This is a genomic window from Pantoea sp. 18059 (assembly GCF_902706165.1).
In the GTDB taxonomy this organism is placed as follows: domain Bacteria; phylum Pseudomonadota; class Gammaproteobacteria; order Enterobacterales; family Enterobacteriaceae; genus Pantoea; species Pantoea agglomerans.
In genome coordinates this window covers 352,614-372,051 of sequence record NZ_CACSJS010000003.1, presented here as the reverse complement: position 1 = coordinate 372,051, position 19,438 = coordinate 352,614, and the positions used below count along the sequence as shown (strand labels likewise).

General features: G+C 56.7%; 23 protein-coding genes. 14 read left to right on the top strand and 9 right to left on the bottom strand.

Annotated features, from left to right (window positions below):
- Window positions 1–25 precede the first annotated feature (25 nt).
- A complete protein-coding gene (locus GVJ63_RS11230) occupies window positions 26–880 on the bottom strand; it encodes an aldo/keto reductase family oxidoreductase (protein WP_159226863.1) in 855 nt (284 codons plus the stop codon).
- Between the two features lie 95 nt (window positions 881–975).
- On the opposite strand from GVJ63_RS11230, the gene GVJ63_RS11225 reads away from it, so the two are divergent.
- The gene (locus tag GVJ63_RS11225) at window positions 976–1,923 is read left to right on the top strand and encodes a LysR family transcriptional regulator (RefSeq protein WP_159226862.1); all 948 of its coding nucleotides are present in this window, start codon (window positions 976–978) and stop codon (window positions 1,921–1,923) included.
- On the opposite strand, the gene GVJ63_RS11220 is transcribed toward GVJ63_RS11225, so the two are convergent.
- A complete protein-coding gene (locus GVJ63_RS11220; protein WP_200843118.1) occupies window positions 1,888–6,420 on the bottom strand; it encodes an ATP-dependent helicase in 4,533 nt (1,510 codons plus the stop codon). The two genes, GVJ63_RS11225 and GVJ63_RS11220, sit on opposite strands and share 36 nt — an antisense overlap.
- A gap of 109 nt (window positions 6,421–6,529) precedes the next feature.
- Window positions 6,530–7,720 (bottom strand): MFS transporter, encoded by a 1,191-nt coding sequence (locus tag GVJ63_RS11215; protein WP_022624565.1) that lies wholly within the window; start codon window positions 7,718–7,720, stop codon window positions 6,530–6,532.
- Between the two features lie 151 nt (window positions 7,721–7,871).
- Here GVJ63_RS11215 and GVJ63_RS11210 point away from each other — a divergent pair, with 151 nt between their 5' ends.
- The 3 genes from GVJ63_RS11210 to GVJ63_RS11200 all read left to right on the top strand — a co-directional run bounded on the left by GVJ63_RS11210 (window position 7,872) and on the right by GVJ63_RS11200 (window position 9,191).
- On the top strand, window positions 7,872–8,144 hold the full coding sequence (locus GVJ63_RS11210; protein WP_033773606.1) for an antitoxin: 273 nt from the start codon (window positions 7,872–7,874) through the stop codon (window positions 8,142–8,144).
- Window positions 8,144–8,509 carry a type II toxin-antitoxin system PemK/MazF family toxin gene (locus GVJ63_RS11205; RefSeq protein WP_029519587.1) on the top strand — a complete coding sequence of 122 codons (366 nt, stop codon included), beginning with the start codon at window positions 8,144–8,146 and terminating at the stop codon, window positions 8,507–8,509. Before GVJ63_RS11210 ends, GVJ63_RS11205 begins: the two co-directional genes overlap by 1 nt.
- Window positions 8,510–8,798: 289 nt before the next feature.
- Window positions 8,799–9,191 (top strand): VOC family protein, encoded by a 393-nt coding sequence (locus GVJ63_RS11200; RefSeq protein WP_010246853.1) that lies wholly within the window; start codon window positions 8,799–8,801, stop codon window positions 9,189–9,191.
- A 123-nt stretch (window positions 9,192–9,314) separates the two neighbouring features.
- Here the strand turns inward: GVJ63_RS11200 and GVJ63_RS11195 are convergent, their stop codons facing one another.
- Window positions 9,315–9,932 carry a pyridoxamine 5'-phosphate oxidase family protein gene (locus tag GVJ63_RS11195; protein ID WP_010246855.1) on the bottom strand — a complete coding sequence of 206 codons (618 nt, stop codon included), beginning with the start codon at window positions 9,930–9,932 and terminating at the stop codon, window positions 9,315–9,317.
- A gap of 410 nt (window positions 9,933–10,342) precedes the next feature.
- On the opposite strand from GVJ63_RS11195, the gene GVJ63_RS11190 reads away from it, so the two are divergent.
- The 3 genes from GVJ63_RS11190 to GVJ63_RS11185 all read left to right on the top strand — a co-directional run bounded on the left by GVJ63_RS11190 (window position 10,343) and on the right by GVJ63_RS11185 (window position 11,859).
- Window positions 10,343–10,891 carry a GNAT family N-acetyltransferase gene (locus GVJ63_RS11190; protein ID WP_010670580.1) on the top strand — a complete coding sequence of 183 codons (549 nt, stop codon included), beginning with the start codon at window positions 10,343–10,345 and terminating at the stop codon, window positions 10,889–10,891.
- A 142-nt stretch (window positions 10,892–11,033) separates the two neighbouring features.
- Window positions 11,034–11,165, top strand: coding sequence for a hypothetical protein (locus GVJ63_RS22490; protein ID WP_022624561.1), 132 nt, complete (start codon window positions 11,034–11,036; stop codon window positions 11,163–11,165).
- Window positions 11,166–11,292: 127 nt separating this feature from the next.
- Complete coding sequence (locus tag GVJ63_RS11185; protein ID WP_022624560.1) at window positions 11,293–11,859, top strand: TetR/AcrR family transcriptional regulator; 567 nt, start codon at window positions 11,293–11,295, stop codon at window positions 11,857–11,859.
- Here GVJ63_RS11185 and GVJ63_RS11180 read toward each other — a convergent pair.
- Window positions 11,846–12,727: a LysR substrate-binding domain-containing protein gene (locus GVJ63_RS11180; protein WP_033779946.1), complete on the bottom strand. Its 882-nt coding sequence runs from the start codon at window positions 12,725–12,727 to the stop codon at window positions 11,846–11,848. The two genes, GVJ63_RS11185 and GVJ63_RS11180, sit on opposite strands and share 14 nt — an antisense overlap.
- Before the next feature lie 96 nt (window positions 12,728–12,823).
- Here GVJ63_RS11180 and GVJ63_RS11175 point away from each other — a divergent pair, with 96 nt between their 5' ends.
- From GVJ63_RS11175 to GVJ63_RS11165, 3 genes are read left to right on the top strand one after another with little or no spacing between them, the layout of a single operon-like run.
- A complete protein-coding gene (locus GVJ63_RS11175; RefSeq protein WP_010246860.1) occupies window positions 12,824–13,129 on the top strand; it encodes a carboxymuconolactone decarboxylase family protein in 306 nt (101 codons plus the stop codon).
- Window positions 13,129–13,518 (top strand): tautomerase family protein, encoded by a 390-nt coding sequence (locus GVJ63_RS11170; protein ID WP_045139977.1) that lies wholly within the window; start codon window positions 13,129–13,131, stop codon window positions 13,516–13,518. Before GVJ63_RS11175 ends, GVJ63_RS11170 begins: the two co-directional genes overlap by 1 nt.
- Window positions 13,515–14,042, top strand: coding sequence for a DUF4865 family protein (locus GVJ63_RS11165; protein ID WP_010246862.1), 528 nt, complete (start codon window positions 13,515–13,517; stop codon window positions 14,040–14,042). Before GVJ63_RS11170 ends, GVJ63_RS11165 begins: the two co-directional genes overlap by 4 nt.
- Before the next feature lie 25 nt (window positions 14,043–14,067).
- Here the strand turns inward: GVJ63_RS11165 and GVJ63_RS11160 are convergent, their stop codons facing one another.
- A complete protein-coding gene (locus GVJ63_RS11160; RefSeq protein ID WP_137241050.1) occupies window positions 14,068–14,445 on the bottom strand; it encodes a RidA family protein in 378 nt (125 codons plus the stop codon).
- A gap of 460 nt (window positions 14,446–14,905) precedes the next feature.
- Between GVJ63_RS11160 and GVJ63_RS11155 the strand changes: the two genes are divergently transcribed.
- Entirely contained in the window at window positions 14,906–15,181 is a 276-nt protein-coding gene (locus GVJ63_RS11155; RefSeq protein WP_010246864.1) for a hypothetical protein, read from the top strand.
- Between the two features lie 14 nt (window positions 15,182–15,195).
- Window positions 15,196–15,534 carry a type II toxin-antitoxin system RelE/ParE family toxin gene (locus GVJ63_RS11150; RefSeq protein WP_010246865.1) on the top strand — a complete coding sequence of 113 codons (339 nt, stop codon included), beginning with the start codon at window positions 15,196–15,198 and terminating at the stop codon, window positions 15,532–15,534.
- Between the two features lie 294 nt (window positions 15,535–15,828).
- On the opposite strand, the gene GVJ63_RS11145 is transcribed toward GVJ63_RS11150, so the two are convergent.
- Together GVJ63_RS11145 and GVJ63_RS11140 are read right to left on the bottom strand one after the other, a co-directional pair.
- Complete coding sequence (locus GVJ63_RS11145; protein ID WP_010670571.1) at window positions 15,829–16,149, bottom strand: hypothetical protein; 321 nt, start codon at window positions 16,147–16,149, stop codon at window positions 15,829–15,831.
- Window positions 16,150–16,264: 115 nt separating this feature from the next.
- Entirely contained in the window at window positions 16,265–16,960 is a 696-nt protein-coding gene (locus tag GVJ63_RS11140; RefSeq protein ID WP_061902326.1) for a B3/4 domain-containing protein, read from the bottom strand.
- A 43-nt stretch (window positions 16,961–17,003) separates the two neighbouring features.
- On the opposite strand from GVJ63_RS11140, the gene GVJ63_RS11135 reads away from it, so the two are divergent.
- Entirely contained in the window at window positions 17,004–17,606 is a 603-nt protein-coding gene (locus GVJ63_RS11135; RefSeq protein WP_061902327.1) for a helix-turn-helix domain-containing protein, read from the top strand.
- Between the two features lie 5 nt (window positions 17,607–17,611).
- Here the strand turns inward: GVJ63_RS11135 and GVJ63_RS11130 are convergent, their stop codons facing one another.
- Complete coding sequence (locus tag GVJ63_RS11130; protein WP_022624551.1) at window positions 17,612–18,118, bottom strand: MarR family winged helix-turn-helix transcriptional regulator; 507 nt, start codon at window positions 18,116–18,118, stop codon at window positions 17,612–17,614.
- 137 nt (window positions 18,119–18,255) lie between these two features.
- On the opposite strand from GVJ63_RS11130, the gene GVJ63_RS11125 reads away from it, so the two are divergent.
- Window positions 18,256–19,413, top strand: a complete 1,158-nt coding sequence (locus GVJ63_RS11125) for an MFS transporter (protein ID WP_159226935.1) — start codon at window positions 18,256–18,258, stop codon at window positions 19,411–19,413.
- Window positions 19,414–19,438 lie beyond the last annotated feature (25 nt).

Genomic DNA, 19,438 nt, shown 5'->3' with positions numbered 1-19,438 from the left:
AGGCCCGCATCGTGCGGGCCTGATGTTAAATAGCGTTCAGCATTTCCATCACATCATCCGACAGTTCCAGGCTGTCGCTGGCAAGATTCTCTTTAAGATGTTCCGGGGAAGAGGTGCCTGGAATCAGCAGAATATTTGGCGATCGCCGCAGCAGCCACGCAAGTGCGACCTGCATCGGCGTGGCATTCAGGGATGCAGCCACTTCATTAAGCTGATCCGACTGCAACGGAGAGAAGCCACCCAGCGGGAAGAACGGCACATACGCAATTCCCTGCTGCGCCAGCTGATTCACCAGCTCATCATCCTGTCGATGCGCCAGGTTATACATATTCTGCACGCAGACAATCGGCGTCATCGCCTGAGCTTCTGCGATCTGCGTGGCGGTAACGTTACTCAGGCCAATATGGCGAATCAGTCCGCGCGCCTGTAACTCCAGCAGCGCCTCCAGTTGTGGCTTCAGAGAGCCTTCTTTCGGCCTGGCCGGATGCAACATACTGCGCAGGTTCACCACTTCAATCACATCCAGCCCCAGGTTGCGCAGGTTATCTTCAACTGCCTGCTTCAGCGCCTCTGGCTCCATCGCCGCCAGCCAGCCGCCTTTGGCGTCGCGTCGGGCACCCACTTTGGTGACAATGCAGAGATCCTGCGGATAGGGATGGAGCGCCTTTTTAATCAGCTGGTTGGTTTCGTGCGGGCCATAAAAGTCGCTGGTGTCGATATGATTAACGCCTGCCGCGACAGCATCGCGCAAAACCTGGATTGCCCGGGCTTCATCTTTTACCGGGCCGAACACGCCCGGCCCGGCCAGTTGCATTGCGCCGTAGCCAATACGGTTAACTTCACGATCGCCTAACGTAAAAGTCATGGTGGTGTTTGACATGAAAACCTCCTGCGTGAATGTAGATCAATTGTAACGGTGATTCAGCTGTGCAACTATCCGGTGAAATCAGGACAGACTGTACGGGGTGATGCACAATGGCGATCGATATGGCGCTGCTGGATGCCGTCGTGGCGGTGGCAAAAGCGGGAGGGTTTAGGGAAGCGGCACGCGTCACCGGCAGCAATGCGTCACGCCTGAGCGATGCGGTACGACGGGCGGAACAACAGCTGGGTATTCGTCTGTTTCACCGTACCACCCGCACCGTGGTATTAACCGAAGCGGGCAGGGCGCTGATGGAACGTCTGCTGCCCGCGATCAATGAAGTTAACGCCGCGCTGGATGCGGTTAATCGCTACCGTAACACCCCTGGTGGCACGCTGCGGCTGAATGTGCCGGTCAGTGCAACCCGGCTGGTGCTGCCCGCGCTGGTGCCGGAATTTTTGCAGCGTTATCCCGACATCCGGCTGGAAATTGTGGCGGAGAGCAGCGTGCAGGATGTCTTTCGTGACGGTTGTGACGCCGGGATTCGTTATGATGAGCGGCTGGAGCAGGATATGGTGGCGATGCCAATTGGCCCCAGACAGCAACAGTTCGCGCTGGCGGCTTCTCCGGCTTATCTGGCAGAACATGGCCGACCGGAACATCCGCGCGATCTGATCCATCATCGCTGTCTGCGTGGCCGTTATGCCAGCGGCCTCATGGCTGACTGGACCTTCAGCCACGAGGGCGAAGAGATCAGCGTTGAAACCAGCGGGCCGCTGGTGGTTTCGGTCGGTGGCGCAATGGATCTGGCGGTGGAGGCGGCCATCGCCGGAAGCGGCGTGATATATCTGTTTGACGAGTGGCTCAGGCCAGCCCTTGACAGCGGCAGGCTGGAACCGCTGCTGCAACCCTGGTGGCTGACTTTCTCCGGTCCGTGGCTCTATTACAACGATCGCCGCCTGATCCCCGCCCCGCTTCAGGCATTTATCGACTTTGTGCGCGAAAAAAACGGGCGCGAAAACAACTCAGCTATACCAGTTAAACCCCTGTGGCACCCGTGAAAATCCGGCATGTCGCAACGCGTTAAGCAGCGGTGACCGCGAAACCGGTTCACCATCTACCTTCTCAAGCGTGAAACTCGCGGGCTTTTCACGCTTCAGTGCCAGGCCCAGCGCTGCCACCGCGACCTGCTGCAGCGCGGGATCGTCGGTGAATGTCAGCAACTCTTTGCCTCCCGGCGTCAGGTAGAGTACCAGCGCGCCGCCTGCAATCACCACGCGACCTCCCTGACGGCGGGTCGGGCGGATGCCGCTGGCGTGGAGCGGCCAGCTCAGTAACGCGCCAAACGGATTCGCCGGGTCCGGTGCGGCCAGCGCCACCGCCTCTGTCGCGGTCAGCGGCTTTTCTGCCAGCTCCCGCAGCCGCTCAATGGTGTTATGGTCGGCAAACTGCGCGCCGCCCGCACCAGCGACAAACCGGCCACGCAGCAGCCGTCCGGCATCTTCCATGCTGCGTAATACCGGCTGTAACACGGGGAATCCTCCCGGGATCTGCTCCGATATCGCGCTACCCCGGCTGATCACCCCATAACGGTCGAGAAGATTTTCCACCAGCGACAGGGCCAGCCGGGCAGGAGCAACCTCCTGTCGGTTAACCCGCGACCAGCGACCAGCCAGCGTGTTGACCGCCGGTCGGCGTGCAGAAAGTGCGCCCGGGGTGAAGCGCTGACCAAAACGGGTGCGCAGGGAACGCGCGGGACGTGAACGGGGGGCGCCTGGCGTGGTCAGCAGCCCACGCACCGCAATCCAGCTATCGGCGGTGACATAGCCTTGCCACACCAGTTGCCACAGGGCAGCATAAACGTCGGTGGTTTGCGTCTCTGCCTCGTCCATCTGTGCCATGATCTCATGAACAAACCACGAGCCACCCCGGCTCAGTGCGTCGAGAGTCGCCTGCTGAATCGGCGTCAGAGGCTGTGTGGTGTCAATCACCGGCAGTGTTTCAGCGGCATATTCCGTGAGGTGCAGCGAAATCAACCCATCATTCTGACCCAGCGCTTTATGTCCACACCAGGTAACCTCGCCACTGGCTAACAGTTCATCAAGCATCGCGGGCTGATAGTCGGCTATCCTGGCGCGCAGGATTTGTGACTCCCACAGCGAGGCCGGTAGCGGCACGCCCGCAAGTTGCTCAACTACCCGCAACAGCCCGTTAACCCCGTGATGCTCTTCACGCTGCGTGTTAAGCACACCGTGACGCTCCAGCAGCAGGTTGATCCAGGCGGCAGGTGGAACAGGCCGGGTTGCTTCACGTGCTGATTGCAGTGAACGTAAGCGTAACCGTTTGAAGATCTCAATGGAAACCCACTCCGTTTCCGATGCGCCCTCTGGCGAACCCATATTGAGCAGGTTGCCCTGCTGATGCAGGGAAAGCAGCACCTCATTCACAATGGCGATACCCAGACCAAAATACGTGGCCAGCTGTCGGGCAGTGAACAGGGTATGGGTTCGGGCGTAGCGGTTAATGAGATCGCGTAGCGGATCGGCCTGCGGCTCCAGAAATGTTTCGGGCAGATCGTCAGGCAGTACAACGGCCAGTGCATCGCGCAGGCGGGCTGCATCTTCAATGATCGCCCAGCGCTCTTCACCGGCAAGGGTGACCGTAATCATTCGCTGCGCGGCAGCGAACTGCGTTATGGCTTCCGCGATCTGCTGGGCGTTGCCACTGAAACGTGCCGCAATACCGGCAACCGGGAGCGGGCCAAGATCGCGCAGCAGATCGATAATGCCTTCGGCGTGTTGTGCCTGATAGCGGGAATCAATGCGCTGCAGTTCCTGTTCAACCTGCTCAACGACGTCAGGTGCCAGCAAATCACGCTTGCTGGTCTGGCCGAGCAGCTCACCCAGCAGGTTACTGTCGAGCGCCAGCAGTGAGGCGCGCCGTTCTGCCTGAGGGGCGTCGCTGGCGTAAATAAACTCTGCAACATAGCCAAACAGCAGCGGCGCGGCAAAAGGGGAGGGCTGTTCGGTCGTCACCTCGACCAGCTTTATCTTTCCCTGTGCCATCTGTTCCATCAGCTGGTGCAGGGCAGGCAGATCGTAGACATCCTGCAGACATTCGCGTGCGGTTTCGATAAGGATGGGGAAATCGTCATACTGTCGTGCAACTTCCAGCAACTGACCGGCGCGCAGCCGCTGCTGCCAGAGCGGCGAACGTTTGCCCGGATTACGCCTCGGCAGCAGCAGAGCGCGTGAGGCACATTCACGGAAGCGGGCGGCAAACAGCGCCGACTGACCGACACTCTCAGTGATCTCCCGGGTCAACTGGCCGGCGTCGAACATAAACAGGTCAGCGCCGGGTAACACTCCCTCACTGGCGGGAAAGCGGGCCACGATGCCGTCATCGCTGGCCGCAACAGAAGCATCAATGCCCAGGCGTTGCTGGATTCGGGCGGCAATCGCCAGCGCCCAGGGCGCATTGACCCGCTTTCCCCAGGGCGAATGCAGGATCACCCGCCAGTCGCCGATTTCGTCACGGCAGCGTTCGATCAGCAATGTGCGATCGTCCGGCAGTACGCCGGTCGCGGTGCGTTGTTCAGCCAGCAAAGCCAGCAGATTTGTGACTGCGCGGGCATCCAGCCCCAGCGCGCGCAACTGCTCCTGCGCGTCCACCGGTGAAGCCGTACTCAGATGACGCAGAAACAGCCCGAGGCTGGCACCCGAATCGGCCGAGCGGCCCACACCTTCTCCGCGCCAGAAAAGCAGACGAGCCGGACGGCCTGGCGCAGGTACCACCAGTACCTGGTCGTGGGTAATCTGCTGAATCCGCCACGACGTTGCGCCCAGGGTAATAATGTCATTGACCCGCGACTCATAGACCATCTCTTCATCCAGTTCGCCGACACGACGTGAGCCAGCCTGCTCTTCGCCTTCCGGCAGAATGACGCTGAACATGCCGCGATCGGGAATGGTGCCGCCGCTGGTCACGGCCAGATGCTGAGCGCCGGGTCGCGGCGTCAGCAGTCCGCTCTGACGATCCCACACCAGCTGCGGCCGTAGCTGAGCAAAAGCGTCTGAGGGAAACTTACCCGCCAGCATATCGAGCGTGGCATCAAACAGCCGACGCGACAGAGTGCGAAACGGATCGGCCCGACAGACCTGCGCATACCAATCATCGACCTGTAAGGGATCCATTGCGACGGCCGCCAGGGTTTGCTGCGCCAGGATATCGAGCGGGTTACGCGGCGGAGCCAGCGCATCGAGCTGGCCCGCACGCATCGACTGCAATATGACGGCCGAATCCAGCAGATCGCGCCGGGTGCGCGGAAACAGGATGCCGGTTGATACGCCGCCAACCTGATGTCCGGCGCGTCCCACGCGCTGCAGTGAGCTGGCGACTGAAAGCGGTGCGCCCACCTGGATCACCAGATCCACCGGCCCCATATCAATGCCCAGTTCAAGACTGGAAGTCGCCACCACGCAGCGCAGTCTGCCCAGCTTCAATGCGGCTTCAATCTCGCCTCGCTGCTCCTTCGAGACGGACCCGTGGTGCGAGCGGGCAATAAGATCGTCACTGTCGTCCGGTTCTGCATCCCGATCGCCAGCGGTTGTCTGCTGCGCCAGATAACGCGCATTGAGCCGCGCAGTCAGCTTTTCCGCCAGGCCACGCGAATTCACAAACACCAGCGTGGCGCGATGGGACATGACCTGCTGCAGAATGCGCGCTTCAATGTGCGGCCAGATCGAACCGCTGGCAGAGGTGGCTTCACCGGTCAGGTCATCGGGGCTGGCAATATCGGTCATATCTTCGACCGGCACCTCGATGGTCAGGTGCAGCGTCCGGTCGGCGGCCGGATTAACGATCTGAACGGGCTGACAGCCGCCAAGGAAGGCGGCCACCCGCTCAACCGGTCGGACCGTAGCGGAAAGCCCGATACGCTGGGCGGGCTGTGGCAGCAGCGCATCGAGCCTCTCCAGGCTCAGCGCCAGCTGGGAACCCCGCTTCGATCCCGCCACCGCATGCACCTCATCGACGATGACCGTGGTCACGCCCTGCAGCGTCGTTCGCGCTTTTGAGGTCAGCATCAGAAACAGTGACTCGGGTGTGGTGATCAGAATATCGGGCGGGCGGCGCACCAGCCTGGCGCGCTCTGCACTGGGCGTATCGCCGGATCGCATTCCGATATTCAGAGTGATCTCTGGCTCATTCAGCGCCTGCCGCTCAGCGTAAACGCCTGCCAGCGGCAGATTAAGGTTGCGCTGTACGTCCGCGGCCAGCGCTTTAACCGGTGAAATATAGAGAATGCGGGTGGTCGTTTCACGTGCAGGTGAGGGCTGCGCGGTTCGGAACTGAAACAACGTGTCGATGGCGGTGAGGAAGGCCGCCAGCGTCTTCCCTGAACCGGTCGGGGCGATCACCAGCGCATGTTCTCCGCTGGCTATCGCCTGCCATGCCGCCTGCTGCACCGGCGTGGGTGCAACAAAGGTGGCAGAAAACCAGCGTCGTGTGGCGGATGAAAACCGGGCTAAAACCGCATCAGATTGGGATTTCGACATCATACTCACGGTATCACGCAGCAACTGCGCCTGAAATTAATCCGTTGAGTGTAAGTGAAAATTGCCGTTTGTGGATGACGCGGCAGATATCTGGCCGCGTCGGGCGGATTTATTAACTGGCCGCTCCGGCTAAAGCGCGACCTCTGATCGCCAGCAGCGACACCAGTGCCAGCACGATAATAGTCATGCCATAGAACCAGGCGGTCTGGTTCAGCCCGATATGCGGCGCTGCCACTCCGGCGGCAATCGCAGGGAGGGCAAAGGCGAGATAGCTTTTGATCAAAAAGGCGGAGAACAGTCCGGCGCGTTCATGACTTTCAGCTAACTGCATAATGATCTTCAGCACGCTGGAGAAAATCGATCCAAATCCCTGACCCGCAATGGCAGTGCCGAGATAGAGCCAGGCCACGCTGTGCAGAGAAAGGCCCGCAAGAGTGACGCTGACGCCCACTATCAGCATCAGCGTACCGATAACTAATGCCCGCGCAGGCGGTAACGGGCGAAAGAGAAATACTGCTGCCGTTGCGCTCAGCATCAGCGTCGCCACAATCGAGCCGCCGATAAAAGGCGAGGTCAGGCCGGTTGCGTTCGCCACCATTGAGGGCATCAGTGAAAGGTAAAATCCGCCCAGCATCCAGGTTGCGATATTAACCGGCGTCACCATTAACAGCGGGCCCAGCGCGCGTCGCGGTATGCTGACCTGAGGTCGCAGTGCGGCCAGAACACCCGGCTGAGGCGCAATGGTTTCTGGTATTAGCGGCAACAGCGCCATGGCAACCAGCATCAGTATCAGCAGCAGCGCGTAAAGCGTCACCGTGGGAAAGGGCGCAAAGGTGACCAGTATGCCGCCCGCCAGCGTGCCCAGCGTCATCCCCAGAAAGGCGGTGAATGAGTTCAGCAGTGGCCCACGGGTTTTACTGGCGTCAATCAGGCTGGCACCAAAGGTCGGTAAGGCAATACCGGTTGCAAAGCCCTGCACCAGCCGGGCGGCGATTAAGGTGGTGGCAGAGTTGGCAGACATAAAGATCACCAGCGCGACCGCATTGATCGCCAGCGCCAGCAGCATCAGCGGGCGGCGGCCGGTATAGTCGGACACTTTACCGACCGTCAGCAGCGCGGCCAGCAACGCGAAAGCATAGGCACCAAAGATCAGCGTCAGCATGGTCGGCGTCAAATGGAACAGGCTGCGATAAAGTGGGTAGAGCGGCGTTGGCGCACTGCTGGTGGCGGAAATCAGCGCCGCACCGGTAAAACTGAAAAGCGTGGTGCGGGCAGCAGCCTGAGGCGTCAATGTGGGGTTCATGAAATTACCTTAATGCAAAGTATTAGCTTTTAATAAGGTATACGGCTATCTGTGCCTTAATGCAATATCTTTGCTTTAACCTATTTTGCTGTGTGACTTAGTGTCACCCTGTGGTAAGCTTTGTGTTACTAAGTCACACATGGGAGGAGATATGGCTTCAACAAGACTTCGTCAGCAGGGCGGGGCGGTCGTGCTGACTATCCCCAGCGAGATTGCTGCCAGAGCGGGCTGGACTGTTGGCATTGAGCTGGACGTCACCGCAGAAGGCGAATCCGTGAATATTGTGCCGGTAACGCGTGTACCACGCGGTCGCCGCACAGTTGCTCAGTTGCTGGCCGGTATCGATCAGCAGGAAATTCAACAGTATAACGAAGAGGCCGCGGACGGGCTGAACGACGCGACGCAGGGCAGGGAGCATATCTGATGGTTTCAAGGAGAGTGCCGCAGAAAGGCGAAATCTGGCACGTTAATGGCGATCCGGTTGAAGGGCGAGAGTTTAAAGGGCCGCATTATTACCTTGTTATCTCGCAACGGGAGTTGGTTGCGGCTTTGGGAACGGCAGTTTGCGTGCCGGTAACAAGTGGCGGCGGCGCATCACGCTCACAGGGCGTGACCGTTTATCTGGACGGTAACAGCACAGATACCGGCAAAGTGACCGGCGTGGCGCTGTGCTATCAGGTGCGCTCGCTTGACCTGACTGCGCGCAGGGCAAGCTATGCCGCCACCGTTGAGCCACATGTTATGGATGAAATATTGTCTTTAGTCGTAGACCTTATCGACCCGCGGTAAATCAACACTGGCTGAAAGTTAAAACTTAATAATTATAAATTCCTGGAAAGCATAAAGGTCTGGTCCATATTGTGATCGTGTGACCTGATGCAAGCGTTACAACCCCAAATGGGGCTCGTTTATGCTAACTCACATCCGCTCTCCCTTCGCCTGCGCTTTGTCTCTCCGGGCCGCTTTCCTGCGCTCTTCTCTGTCCGTTTCCTGATACGTGTTGTTATGTGCTTTGCGGGTTGTTTATCAATAATATTTCGGCGAGTCTCACTGTTAATAACAATCAGGGAGCCAGATGATGAAGATAGCTGAGATCGATCATATCCATCTCTACGTTGAAAATATTGAACAGGCAGAAAAGTGGTACAACGAGATCCTGGGCTTTGAACGCGACCCTTCCCTGTACTTCTGGTTTGAACAGGGTGGGCCGCTGGTCATAAGAAATAACAGGGCATCACTCTCTCTTTTCCTGCGAAAATCTCAGCCACCAGGCCATACGGTGGCTTTCGGGGTGGCAGCATCATTTTTCAACGAACTTATGCCTGTACTCCGTAAGAATAAAATCCCTTTCAGCGTCAGTGACCACGACGTGTCGATGTCCGTCTATTTCAGCGATCTCAGTAATAATAAAATTGAAGTGACCTCTTACGACTACCTGCATGCAAAGCAGATACTGGAGAGCTTTGCGTAACGCTATCGCAGTTTGCGCTTAGAGGCGTGACTGCAGGCGCACTGTGATCTCCGTTCCGAAAGTATAAGTACTTCACTCATCAGCACGCTGGAGGAAGTTAAGCCTCCAGGCCCTGAACGGCGATTAATAAAGCGAGTTCTTCAATCTCTCAGGCAGCGCTTTGTCGTAGGCATCGCCATCAATCTCTGCAATCTGTTTGAGGATGGAACCGGTGCTGGGCAGCGACTGCCGTGAGATCTGCGTTTCGGCATCCCATAATCCGGAGCGAATAATCGCCCGGCTGCACTGAAAGAAAACGCTCTCCACAGTGATGCGTAATACGGTTTTTGGCAGCTGATTGTTGATGGCAAAGCGCTCAAGCAGCGCCGGGTCGGTGCTGATTGCTGCCGTGCCGTTCACGCGCAACGTCTCGCCAATGCCAGGGATGAGAAAAAGCAGCGCTACCCGATTGTCATGCAGAATGTTGCGCAGGCTGTCGATGCGGTTATTGCCGCGTCTGTCGGGTAATAACAGGGTCTTGTCATCTTCGATTTCGATAAATCCGGCCGGATCGCCGCGCGGTGAAACATCCAGTCCCTCAGGTCCCGACGTTGCCAGCGCCACAAAAGGCGAGGCGGCGATAAACGGACGATAGGCGGGATGAATATGATCGGTTTCTTTAGCGACAGAGGGCCGGGCGACCGTGCCGTAAAGACCTTCAAGTTCGGTAAGTTCAGTGATAATGCTGCTCTGTTCAGACATTTTTGCACTTTCCTTTCACTATTCAGATCCTCATGACGCTGAAGGTGAGACTACACAGACCCGACGCGCCAGTTTAAGCAGCACTTTAACACCCATGCAGCGTATTCAGAACCCGTGCGCCACCCTTTATGGCAATCGCCCCAGGTGAATCCGTCTTCCCGCCGCTAAAACAGCTTATTACCTGGGGCGGCAACCTCTTTCCACCCTTTACCAATATCAGAAGCACAACACAACGTAGTGACAGCCTCTGATGAGAGGTCCATTTTCTGCAATCAGATGAGCACGAAAACCGCGACTTGCGCACTGAAATTAGCCGCCGTTCGTTAAGAGTATTAACAGAGTTGGTGACAGCAGAAGTTGCTGATATAAAGAGTAAAGATTGCTTATTCAGCACCCACAAGGAGCGCAGGATGGTTTGGGAATCAGAGCGGCTGCTCTACAGATATACTCTTCGTGAGGATCTTGACGACCTCTTCAGAATCTATGGCGACCCCGAAACGCATAAATTTAACCCGCGAGGTCCATGGCCCGACAGAACGTATGCCATTCAGGCCATAGAGCGCATATTACAGAGCTATCAGGAACAGGGTTTTGGCGACTGGACGATATTTGAGAAAGCCCATCCGGATAAAATTATTGGTTTTGGCGGTGTTTTCAGAAGCCAGTTTGACGGTCGTCAGACGAATAATCTCGGTTACCGGTTTGAGCCTGCTGCCTGGGGAAAAGGGTATGCTACCGAGCTTTCCCGCAGAGCCATTCGCTACGGATTCGAAGAGGCCGGGCTGAGCATCATTACGGGTGTGACGCGCGAAAACCATCTGGCTTCGCGGCGGGTACTGGAAAAAGCGGGCCTGACCTTTTTGAAAAAGGTCGACGATCCTGAGGGGTTGCCTCCCAGCCTGATGTACACCCTGACACGACGTGACTGGCTTGCGGCTGGCAACATCGTTACCGAATAAGTTTGATCTTTCGCGTTTGTGATTCAGGCGTGGCGAAATCTGCGCCACCTTTTCGCGCAAAGTCCCTTTAAACCCTCTCTTATCCCGCGATTAATACTCCCCTGTGTGGATTACTTTAGCCACCTTAATCAGGGGAGGCTTTATGGATATTCGTACAATTTTTATTTCAGCAGTTATGGCAGTCAGTCTTTTATGGATAGGCGCATCAGATAACCGTTCGTCACGTCTCACCGCCGAGCCGGTTAAATCTGTCCTGAGTAAACTGCAGCCTTGATTCTCAATCGCCCGATAGCACACATTAGCGCCTGCTCAGCCTGAGATGCGGTACACTGCCGGTATCTGTTAATGCAACTTCGTTGCTTTAACCATGACGTTCAGGCTGATAAAAGCGGGAGAAAGAGATGGCGAGGGAGATGATTCGGCAGGGTGGGCGCAGCGCACGTATTCAGGCGGAAGTGCATAACACCGTTAACCGCTTGCTTGAAACGCTTGATCGTTCAGCTATTACAGTGCCGATGATCGCCGAACAGGCAGGTGTGACACCTTCCACGATCTATCGGCGCTGGGGCGATCTGTCCCAGTTGCTGGCGGATGTGGCCGTGGCACGGATGCGGCCCATTGCAGAACCGGAAGATACCGGATCGACGGCCGGCGATCTTACCGCGTTCATCCAGCAGTATGCTGAAGAGATGTCGTCCAAAGTCGGTCGTGAGCTTCTGGCTGATGTGATAGGAAGTCAGGCTGAAGTGGCGAGCCAGAAATGCTGTGGGTTTACCTATCAGCATCTTGAAACACTGAAAAGTCGGGCCGAGGCACGCGGCGAATCAGGCTTTGACGTTGATCGCATCATCGATGTGGTCGTGGCGCCGGTGATGTTTCATATTCTGTTCGGTGACCGCGACATCTCAGCAAAATACTGTTCGTCTCTGGTTCAGCGGGCATTTCAGACAGCAGTCAGCGCTGAATAAAGGGCAGGGCGGCTTGCGTGATCAGATGCTGCAAGAGTGCTCGCGCCGGATCGTCACCCTGATCTGAGCGGGCGAGCGCGATACCCAGATAGCCGGGCATTGGCAGCCGGTGTGATTCAATCACCAGCGTCTCCGGCAACCCGGCGCGGGTGCGCAGGGTGATGCCCAGCCCGGCCTGTAATGCCGCCCAGATCCCGCTAAGACTGTGGCTGGTGAACACAACCCGCCACGGAATACCTGCCTTATCCAGCGCCTCGATGGCGCGCGATCGCATGACACACGGCGCATCGAATGCCACCAGCGGCAGCGGCTCGCCGCGCTGCAGATATCCCGCCAGATCAAACGCCGGATGCTGTATCCAGGCTAACGGACACTGACCAATTAACTGCGTGCCAGCCTGCTGCTCTGCCTGCCACAGCAGCGCCAGATCCAGCTCATGACGGGCCAGCGCCGTAAGCAGCGGCAGATTTCTGTCGACGCGTGCGGTCAGCATCACCTCCGGATGCTGCCGGTTGAACGCGCCGAGAATGTCCGGCATCAATGCCTCGCCAAAATCCTCCTGCATCCCGATGCGTATTTCGCCCTGTAACGCTTCGCCTTTCACTGCCCGCAATGTCTCATCGTTCAGCGACAGCAGGCGTCTGGCGTAACTCATCAGCTGTTCACCGCTGCGGGTCAGCTGCACATGCCGCCCTTTTTTCATCACCAGCGCCGTGCCGCATTGCTGCTCCAGTTTCTTAAGCTGCGCACTCACGGCCGAGGCAGACCGACACAGATGCTGTGCCGCCAGGGCAAAGCTGCCGGCATCAATGCCCGCGACGAAACTGCGCAGCGCATCCATATCGAGGGACTCCGGTACCTTGTTCATTATTGTCCTGTAATTATGGATGGTAAGAGCTGATTAATTTGATTTTCAGGATTGAAGGCCTGAGTGACACTCTGTCTCACCACTGAGGAGTGTGCAATGAAAAAATCGCTTGATCGGGAAACACTGGCGCAGCGCGCGCCAAAACTGGCCGAACTGACACAGCAGGTGCTGTTTGGCGATATCTGGCAGCGCGAACTGCTGTCACCGCGTGAACGCAGCCTGCTGACGCTGGCAACGTTAACCGCGCTGGGGCGGGTCCAGCAGCTGCCGTGGCACATCGATTTCGCCCGGCAAAATGGACTGACGCAGGATGAGCTGGTGGAGAGCTTCACGCATCTGGCGTTTTACGCAGGCTGGCCCGCCGCCGTCACCGCGCTGGGTTATCTGGAGGATAATCACTGATGCCCTTTACCCGAATTACCCTGCGTCAGGGCTACAGCGAGGCGGCTCTGCATCAGATTTCCACGCTGCTTCAGCAGGCGCTGGTCGCGGAATTTGACGTTCCTGAGCATGATTGCTTTCAGGTGATTGAGATGCTGCCCGCCGGACAGCGGGTATTTGATCGTCACTATCTCAGCGGCGGGCGTAGCGATAATTTCGTGCTGTTTCAGGTGACAGCAGGCCGACCGCGAACCCGACAACAGAAGCAGCAGTTTTATCATTCACTCTGTACGACGCTTCAGGCGGAGATGGCGATCGATCCTGACGACGTGATGATCATCATTCAGTTTAACAGCACCGAAGAGTGGAGCTTTAGCGGCGGCCGGATGCTGGCACAGGAGGCGTTATGATTATCATGCACTACCGTTTTACCCTGCCCGCTGACTACGACATGGGCATCATCGAACAGCGCATCAGTCTGAACGGAGCCCGGCTTGATGGCTTTCCAGGGCTGGTGGCCAAGGCATATCTTTACACTTGCCGTGATGATGACGGACAGAATGAAAACCGTTATGCGCCGCTCTATTTCTGGCGGGAGGCGAGTGGTATGCAGCGTTTCCTGCAAAGTCCTGGCTTTGCGACGCTGGTCAGGGATTTTGGCTGGCCGATCATCGAAAGCTGGCTGGCGCTTGAGGGGCTGACCCACATGCCGGATCTGGCCGATGCCCGCTTTATAACGCTGAACCGCTGGACGATTCCACCGCATTCAGACCTTACGACACTGCCGGTAACAACAGGGATCAGCGCCTGGGATGTGAGCCGCTGGCAGGGAGTAGACGTTAACGCTTCACACCAGCGCCCCGCTGGCGAGCAGGAAGTCTATCGCATCGGTTATCTGGCGCGGGGCGCAGCCGCCGCGGATCTGCAGCTCTAGCATCGGGAATGTCGCTGCTTTCTACTCACAGGGCAAAAATGGCTTCAATCTCTATGCGCAGGTCAGTGGAGAAAAGTCCGCTGACCTGTACCAGTGAGCTGGCGGGCAGATGCTCGCCGTAGTTGCGATAAAGCACTTCCCGCAGCGCGGTGATCTCTGTGAAAGAGGTGATGAATATCGTGACCTTCAGCAGCGCTGCGAGCGACGTATGCTCAGCTGCGGCAACCGCCCTGAGTTGATCAAAAATAGCCTCTGCCTGTTCAGCCATATTTCCCTGCTGAGCCGCCGTACCGAAAGCGGTCAGTCCTGAGACATACAGCGTCGCGCCATGCTTCACTGCGTGGACATAAGGCGCTTTTACTTCGCCCAGTTGCGGGTAATTTTTGCGTTCTGGCATCGTCATATTTTTCTCTTTTAAGTGATTTCATACCATACAGGCTACTGGCATTAAAGCAGGCTGAGAGTCGATAGCGGGTTGTGTTAACAAATCGGCAATAGGCAGAAGAGGTGATTGCTGGTGGTTAAGGCGATCTTTTGACGATTTCAGTCGATTTCAGTCGATTTCAGACATCAACGCCGGGCCTGTGTTGCGTGCTATATACAATACATTGAATAGCATGACTACCTTCTGATTTTAAACCTATCAGGACGATGCCTTGCCATCCAGATTCAGTAACGTGGATAGGGTGGATAAATATGTACACGATTTCACTCGTAGGTTATATTCATCCTATGACCCTCGGAAAAGAGAGGGGCAGTTCAAATCTTACGGTCTGTGAAATTTTTTAATCAACGATGAAATCTGGATGGCTCTACCGGCAATCCCTTTGATTTTACCCGTCCTGTCTAATCGGAAATCATGTATGAACTCAAATCAAACCATGTCCCAGAAGCTTGCCAGAGACAGTCTCGGAAATGCTGCCGCCTTCGAAGGAGGAGTATACGTAACAAAAAACGGCGTCTCTGAACTCTTCATCCAGACTGCTGCTGAGCGTCAGGCTGAGATTAGAGAGATCGAGCAGGAAAGAAACATAAACGCCCTTTTCAAGCTGGCCTTGCAAGCTAAAAAGGAAGTCGCTGATGGCAAAGGCATGACCCCTGAAGACGTTCTGGGAAGGTTACGTGCCGCAAGAAAATAATAGAGAGGCTTTGAGTGTCAGAACAATATCAGCTGGTAATCGCGCCTCTGGCTGAACAGTGTCTCAAGGACATTGAGTCCTATAAGAGCGGAACAGTTGGGGCGCAGCAAGCGGCTGCATTTGTCGATAATCTACTCATGGATTCAGTCGACAATATCAGTCAGGATCCTGAAAGGTATCGCTACAATGCTTATCTTTCAGAGCGCGGGCTTTTGTTACGCGAACGTCTTGATGTTGAAGGAGAGTATCGTGTTCTGTACGATTTCGTGGACAATACTATCCAGATTCTTCTTTTCGTTAGCATGAAACAGGATTTCGGAAATTTGCTCTACAGATACAACATACTGAAATGACGCTCAGGGCCCGCTAATGCGGGCTTTTTCATAATGAAAGCTTATGGACGTAAGTGCCACTGTCAGCATCCCCGTTTTTGTTTCACTCAATTTTTGAGATTTCCGGATTCTCAGCCATCAGCCCATATTCTTCCGGCATCAGGTTATCAGGGATTCATAAGCCCGCTTACCTGTTAGTCGTAGACAAAAAACACTTTAATTTCAGATGTGTAGGGATAAGCCAGGACGGGCGCGGCCATAATGATGACCAGCGCGAAATCATATGAATAACGATATGAACACGCCCGTCAGAAATCAGCGTTTCAGCAATTGCTGGCAGGCGAGGTTATCCTGCACGGCGCGCTGTTGCTCATCAGGTGTCAGTTGCTGCCAGCGAGCAATCACGCTGCTGCCCAGCCCCGGTTTATAAGTGATTTTTTGCAGCGCATAATCAGAGTTGCCGCCTTCAATGACGTTCTGCATCTGCCGGTCGAGGGGCTGCTTACTATCATGATCAATCGCGCAGAACACCGCGACGTAATACGCCTTATCTTCCTCACTGTCCTGTGGGATAAACCACCAGGCGGTCAGGGCGAGGATCAGCAGCAGGGGCAGGATATATTTTACTTTAGCCATTTTAGTCACCGGTTGAGTGCCGTTAAGTCAGCCGGGTATGGCCAGACGCAGGGCGCGTATCCTGCCACAGTTTCCGCTCACCGTTAACCTTGTTCAGCCGCTGTTGAGGCAATGTTCAGTTTGCTGGCGCTTCAATCAGCGTCGTACTGATTTGCGCACCCGGCATCATCTGCTGTAATCCCGAAACCAGATCGTCGCTGGCCTGTTGCAGCGCGGAGAGCGGCATAGCGGGCAGACTTTCCAGAATGAACCACATCTGCTGCGCACTGGCATCCAGTCGGGTTCTTACACCCTGACGCCAGTTCCAGCGGCGACAGGTCACGCCCTGATCGTCGCGCCAGATCACTTCGCCCGGTTCCGGCGACTCATAAACCACCTCGCCCTCTTTAACGGTATCGAAACGTTCACTGCCGTCAGCTATCACCAGGCGTGGCTCGCCAGCATAGGCCTCGATATTTTCACCTCCGACCGGCAGCGCATAACGAATGCTGATGGCGTTATAGAGATCGACAACCGGATCGATGGCAGGCAATGCGCCATCCCGCAGCACACGCTTACGCAATGCTTCTGCCGAACAGGGTGTACGTTTCGCTTTGGCACCAAAGGCTTTAAATACCTCAGCCCAGGCGGCGAGATGCGCGTCTGCCCACGTCGCATCATCATTTAACACCTGCTGGCATGCGCTTTTCAGTGCATCGCTGGCAACGTCTGGTCGGGTAATCGGTGTGGCTTCCACCACAATACTCATGGCACGAAAGCCGGGAGCGAGCGCGAAAACAGTGGGATCGATTGACGGATGAACAGATAACATCGGATACTCTCTCAGTGACTAATTTATTTCATAGTAATGACCGATGACCAAAAAAGTCAATATAACGACCGATGCGGGTGCCGATGTCGCCAGTGTCAATCAGGCTGTTTCGGACAGCATCAAAAGCTGGCGTAAAAGTCAGAAACTCTCGCTGGATGAGTTATCACGCCGGGCTGGCGTCAGTAAAGGCATGCTGGTGGAGATCGAAAAGGGTGCCGCCAATCCCAGCATCGCCATTCTCTGTAAAGTGGCTGCCGCGTTGGGCGTCTCGGTGGCAGATATCGTCAACGTTTCGCATGCGCCTGACGCCTGGCTGATTGAGAACAGCGAAATGCCCCGGCTGTGGCAGGGTGAGCAGGGCGGTTATGCGCAGCTGCTGGCGGGAACCCGTGGGCCGGATATGATCGAGCTATGGCGCTGGCAGATGTTTGCGGGCGAAGCTTTCCGTTCAACCGGTCACTCTTCAGGCACGCTCGAACTGTTGCACGTCGAGCAGGGCACGCTCGCCTTAACGGTGGGTGAGCAGACCCTGGTGGTGCAGCAGGGCTGTGCAGCCGTAGCGCGAACCGATATGCCGCATGCCTATGCCAGCGCCGATCACCTGCCGGTTATCTTCACCATGACGGTGGCCGAACTGCAGCGCTGACGGCGCTATTCTGCGGCGGTCGCTTCGCCTGGACACGCCAGCAGCAGCGTTTTCAGCAACCTTTCCAGTTCGGCACGCTCTGAAGCGCCAAGCGGTGCCAGCAACGCCTCCTGCGTAGCGGTATGGACGCGGAGTGCATGCTCAATCTGCTGCTGCCCGTGCGGCGTCAGCCCGACCAGCATGCTGCGCTTATCCTCTGGCGCGGCAATACGCTCAATCAGATGCTGCTGCTCCAGACGGTTCAGACGATTTGTCATCGCACCGGAAGTCACCAGCAGCGCCTGGTAGAGCTGGGTGGGCGACAGGCGAAAAGGCGATCCCGCCCGTCGCAATGTCGCCAGCACATCAAATTCTCCCTCCTGAAAACCAAAAGGCTCCAGTGCCTGACTGCGCGCTTTCGCCAGATGTTTCATCAGACGCAGCACCCTGCCGAAGATCCGCATTGAAGAGGCGTCGAGATCGGGCATCGCGTCGTCCCACTGACTGACAACGAAATCAATATGGTCATGCATAAATCACCTTTAAATATTGTGGTTATGTTGTCGGGTTGTGCGCAGCCTCTTAACACCGGGGGGAATTTATCTTAACGTTAAGATAAATGGTGGCAGCCCGTTGCTGTCATCGTCAATCCTCTGTAAAGGCGTCGATGATGAAAAATAAGGTGTTGTTCCCCATTCTGTTAGCCGTGATCGCTTTTCTTATCGGGCTGAATCTGCGACCTATGCTGGCGATTATCGGCCCGCTGTTCCCGGTGTTGCAACTGCAGGCCGGATTGTCGTCGACGACGTTCAGTCTGCTGACCACGCTGCCAGTGGCGATGATGGGCCTGGCCGCACTCTCTGGCCCGTGGCTGATCGCCCGCATCGGGCCGGTAAAGGGAATCGCCGCCGGTTTGCTCTGTCTGACGTTCGCCTGCCTGTGGCGCGGCGTTACGCTTACTCCCTCTCAGCTGCTGCTCACCGCGCTGGCGGGGGGCGCAGGAATTGGCGTGATACAGGCGCTGATGCCCGCTCTGATCCGGCAACGCTTTGCTGAGGCCGCGGCGACGCTGATGGCGCTGTTCAGCACGGGCATTATGGCGGGCGCGGCACTGACTGCTGCCGGTGCTGACCCGCTGTTTTCATGGCTGGGCCTGCAACCCGCGCTGGCGCTTTCCGGCGGGTTAACGCTGGTCACACTGCTGATCTGGCTGACTTTAGTCAGACGATCGCCGCAGGTGAGCGTGGCCTCTGATGCAGCGACGCTGCCTGTGCGGCGTACCCTGTTGCTGATGCTCTTTTTCGGCATTGGCACGGGTGCTTATACATTAGTGCTGGCCTGGCTGCCGCCATTCTATATTCAACTGGGCTGGAGTGCTCGCCACAGTGGCTATCTGCTCGCCGCGCTGACGTTAACCGAAGTGGTGGCAGGATTCATCGTCTCGGCGACGTTACATCGCTTTCCCGATCGCCGTCCGCTGCTGCTCGGCGTGCTGGCCCTGTTGCTGCTGGGGCTGCTGAGTCTGGTCTTTTACCCAGGTACGATGCCGATACTCTCTTCACTGTTACTGGGTACGGGCATCGGTGCGCTCTTTCCGCTGTCGCTGATTGTCACGCTGGATCATGCGCGCAGTGCCAGAGAGGCGGGCATTCTGCTGTCGCGCGTGCAGGGAGGCGGATATCTGATTGCGGCTCTGATGCCGCTGCTGGCAGGCTGGGTGCGTGATAGCGGAACGTCAATGACTCAGGCCTGGCTGATCATGAGCGCTGGCGTTGTGCTGTTAATGGTGATTGCCCGACGCTTCAGACCTCAGAACAGTATCAACTGAACAAAGCCGTTGCCGATCAATGTCG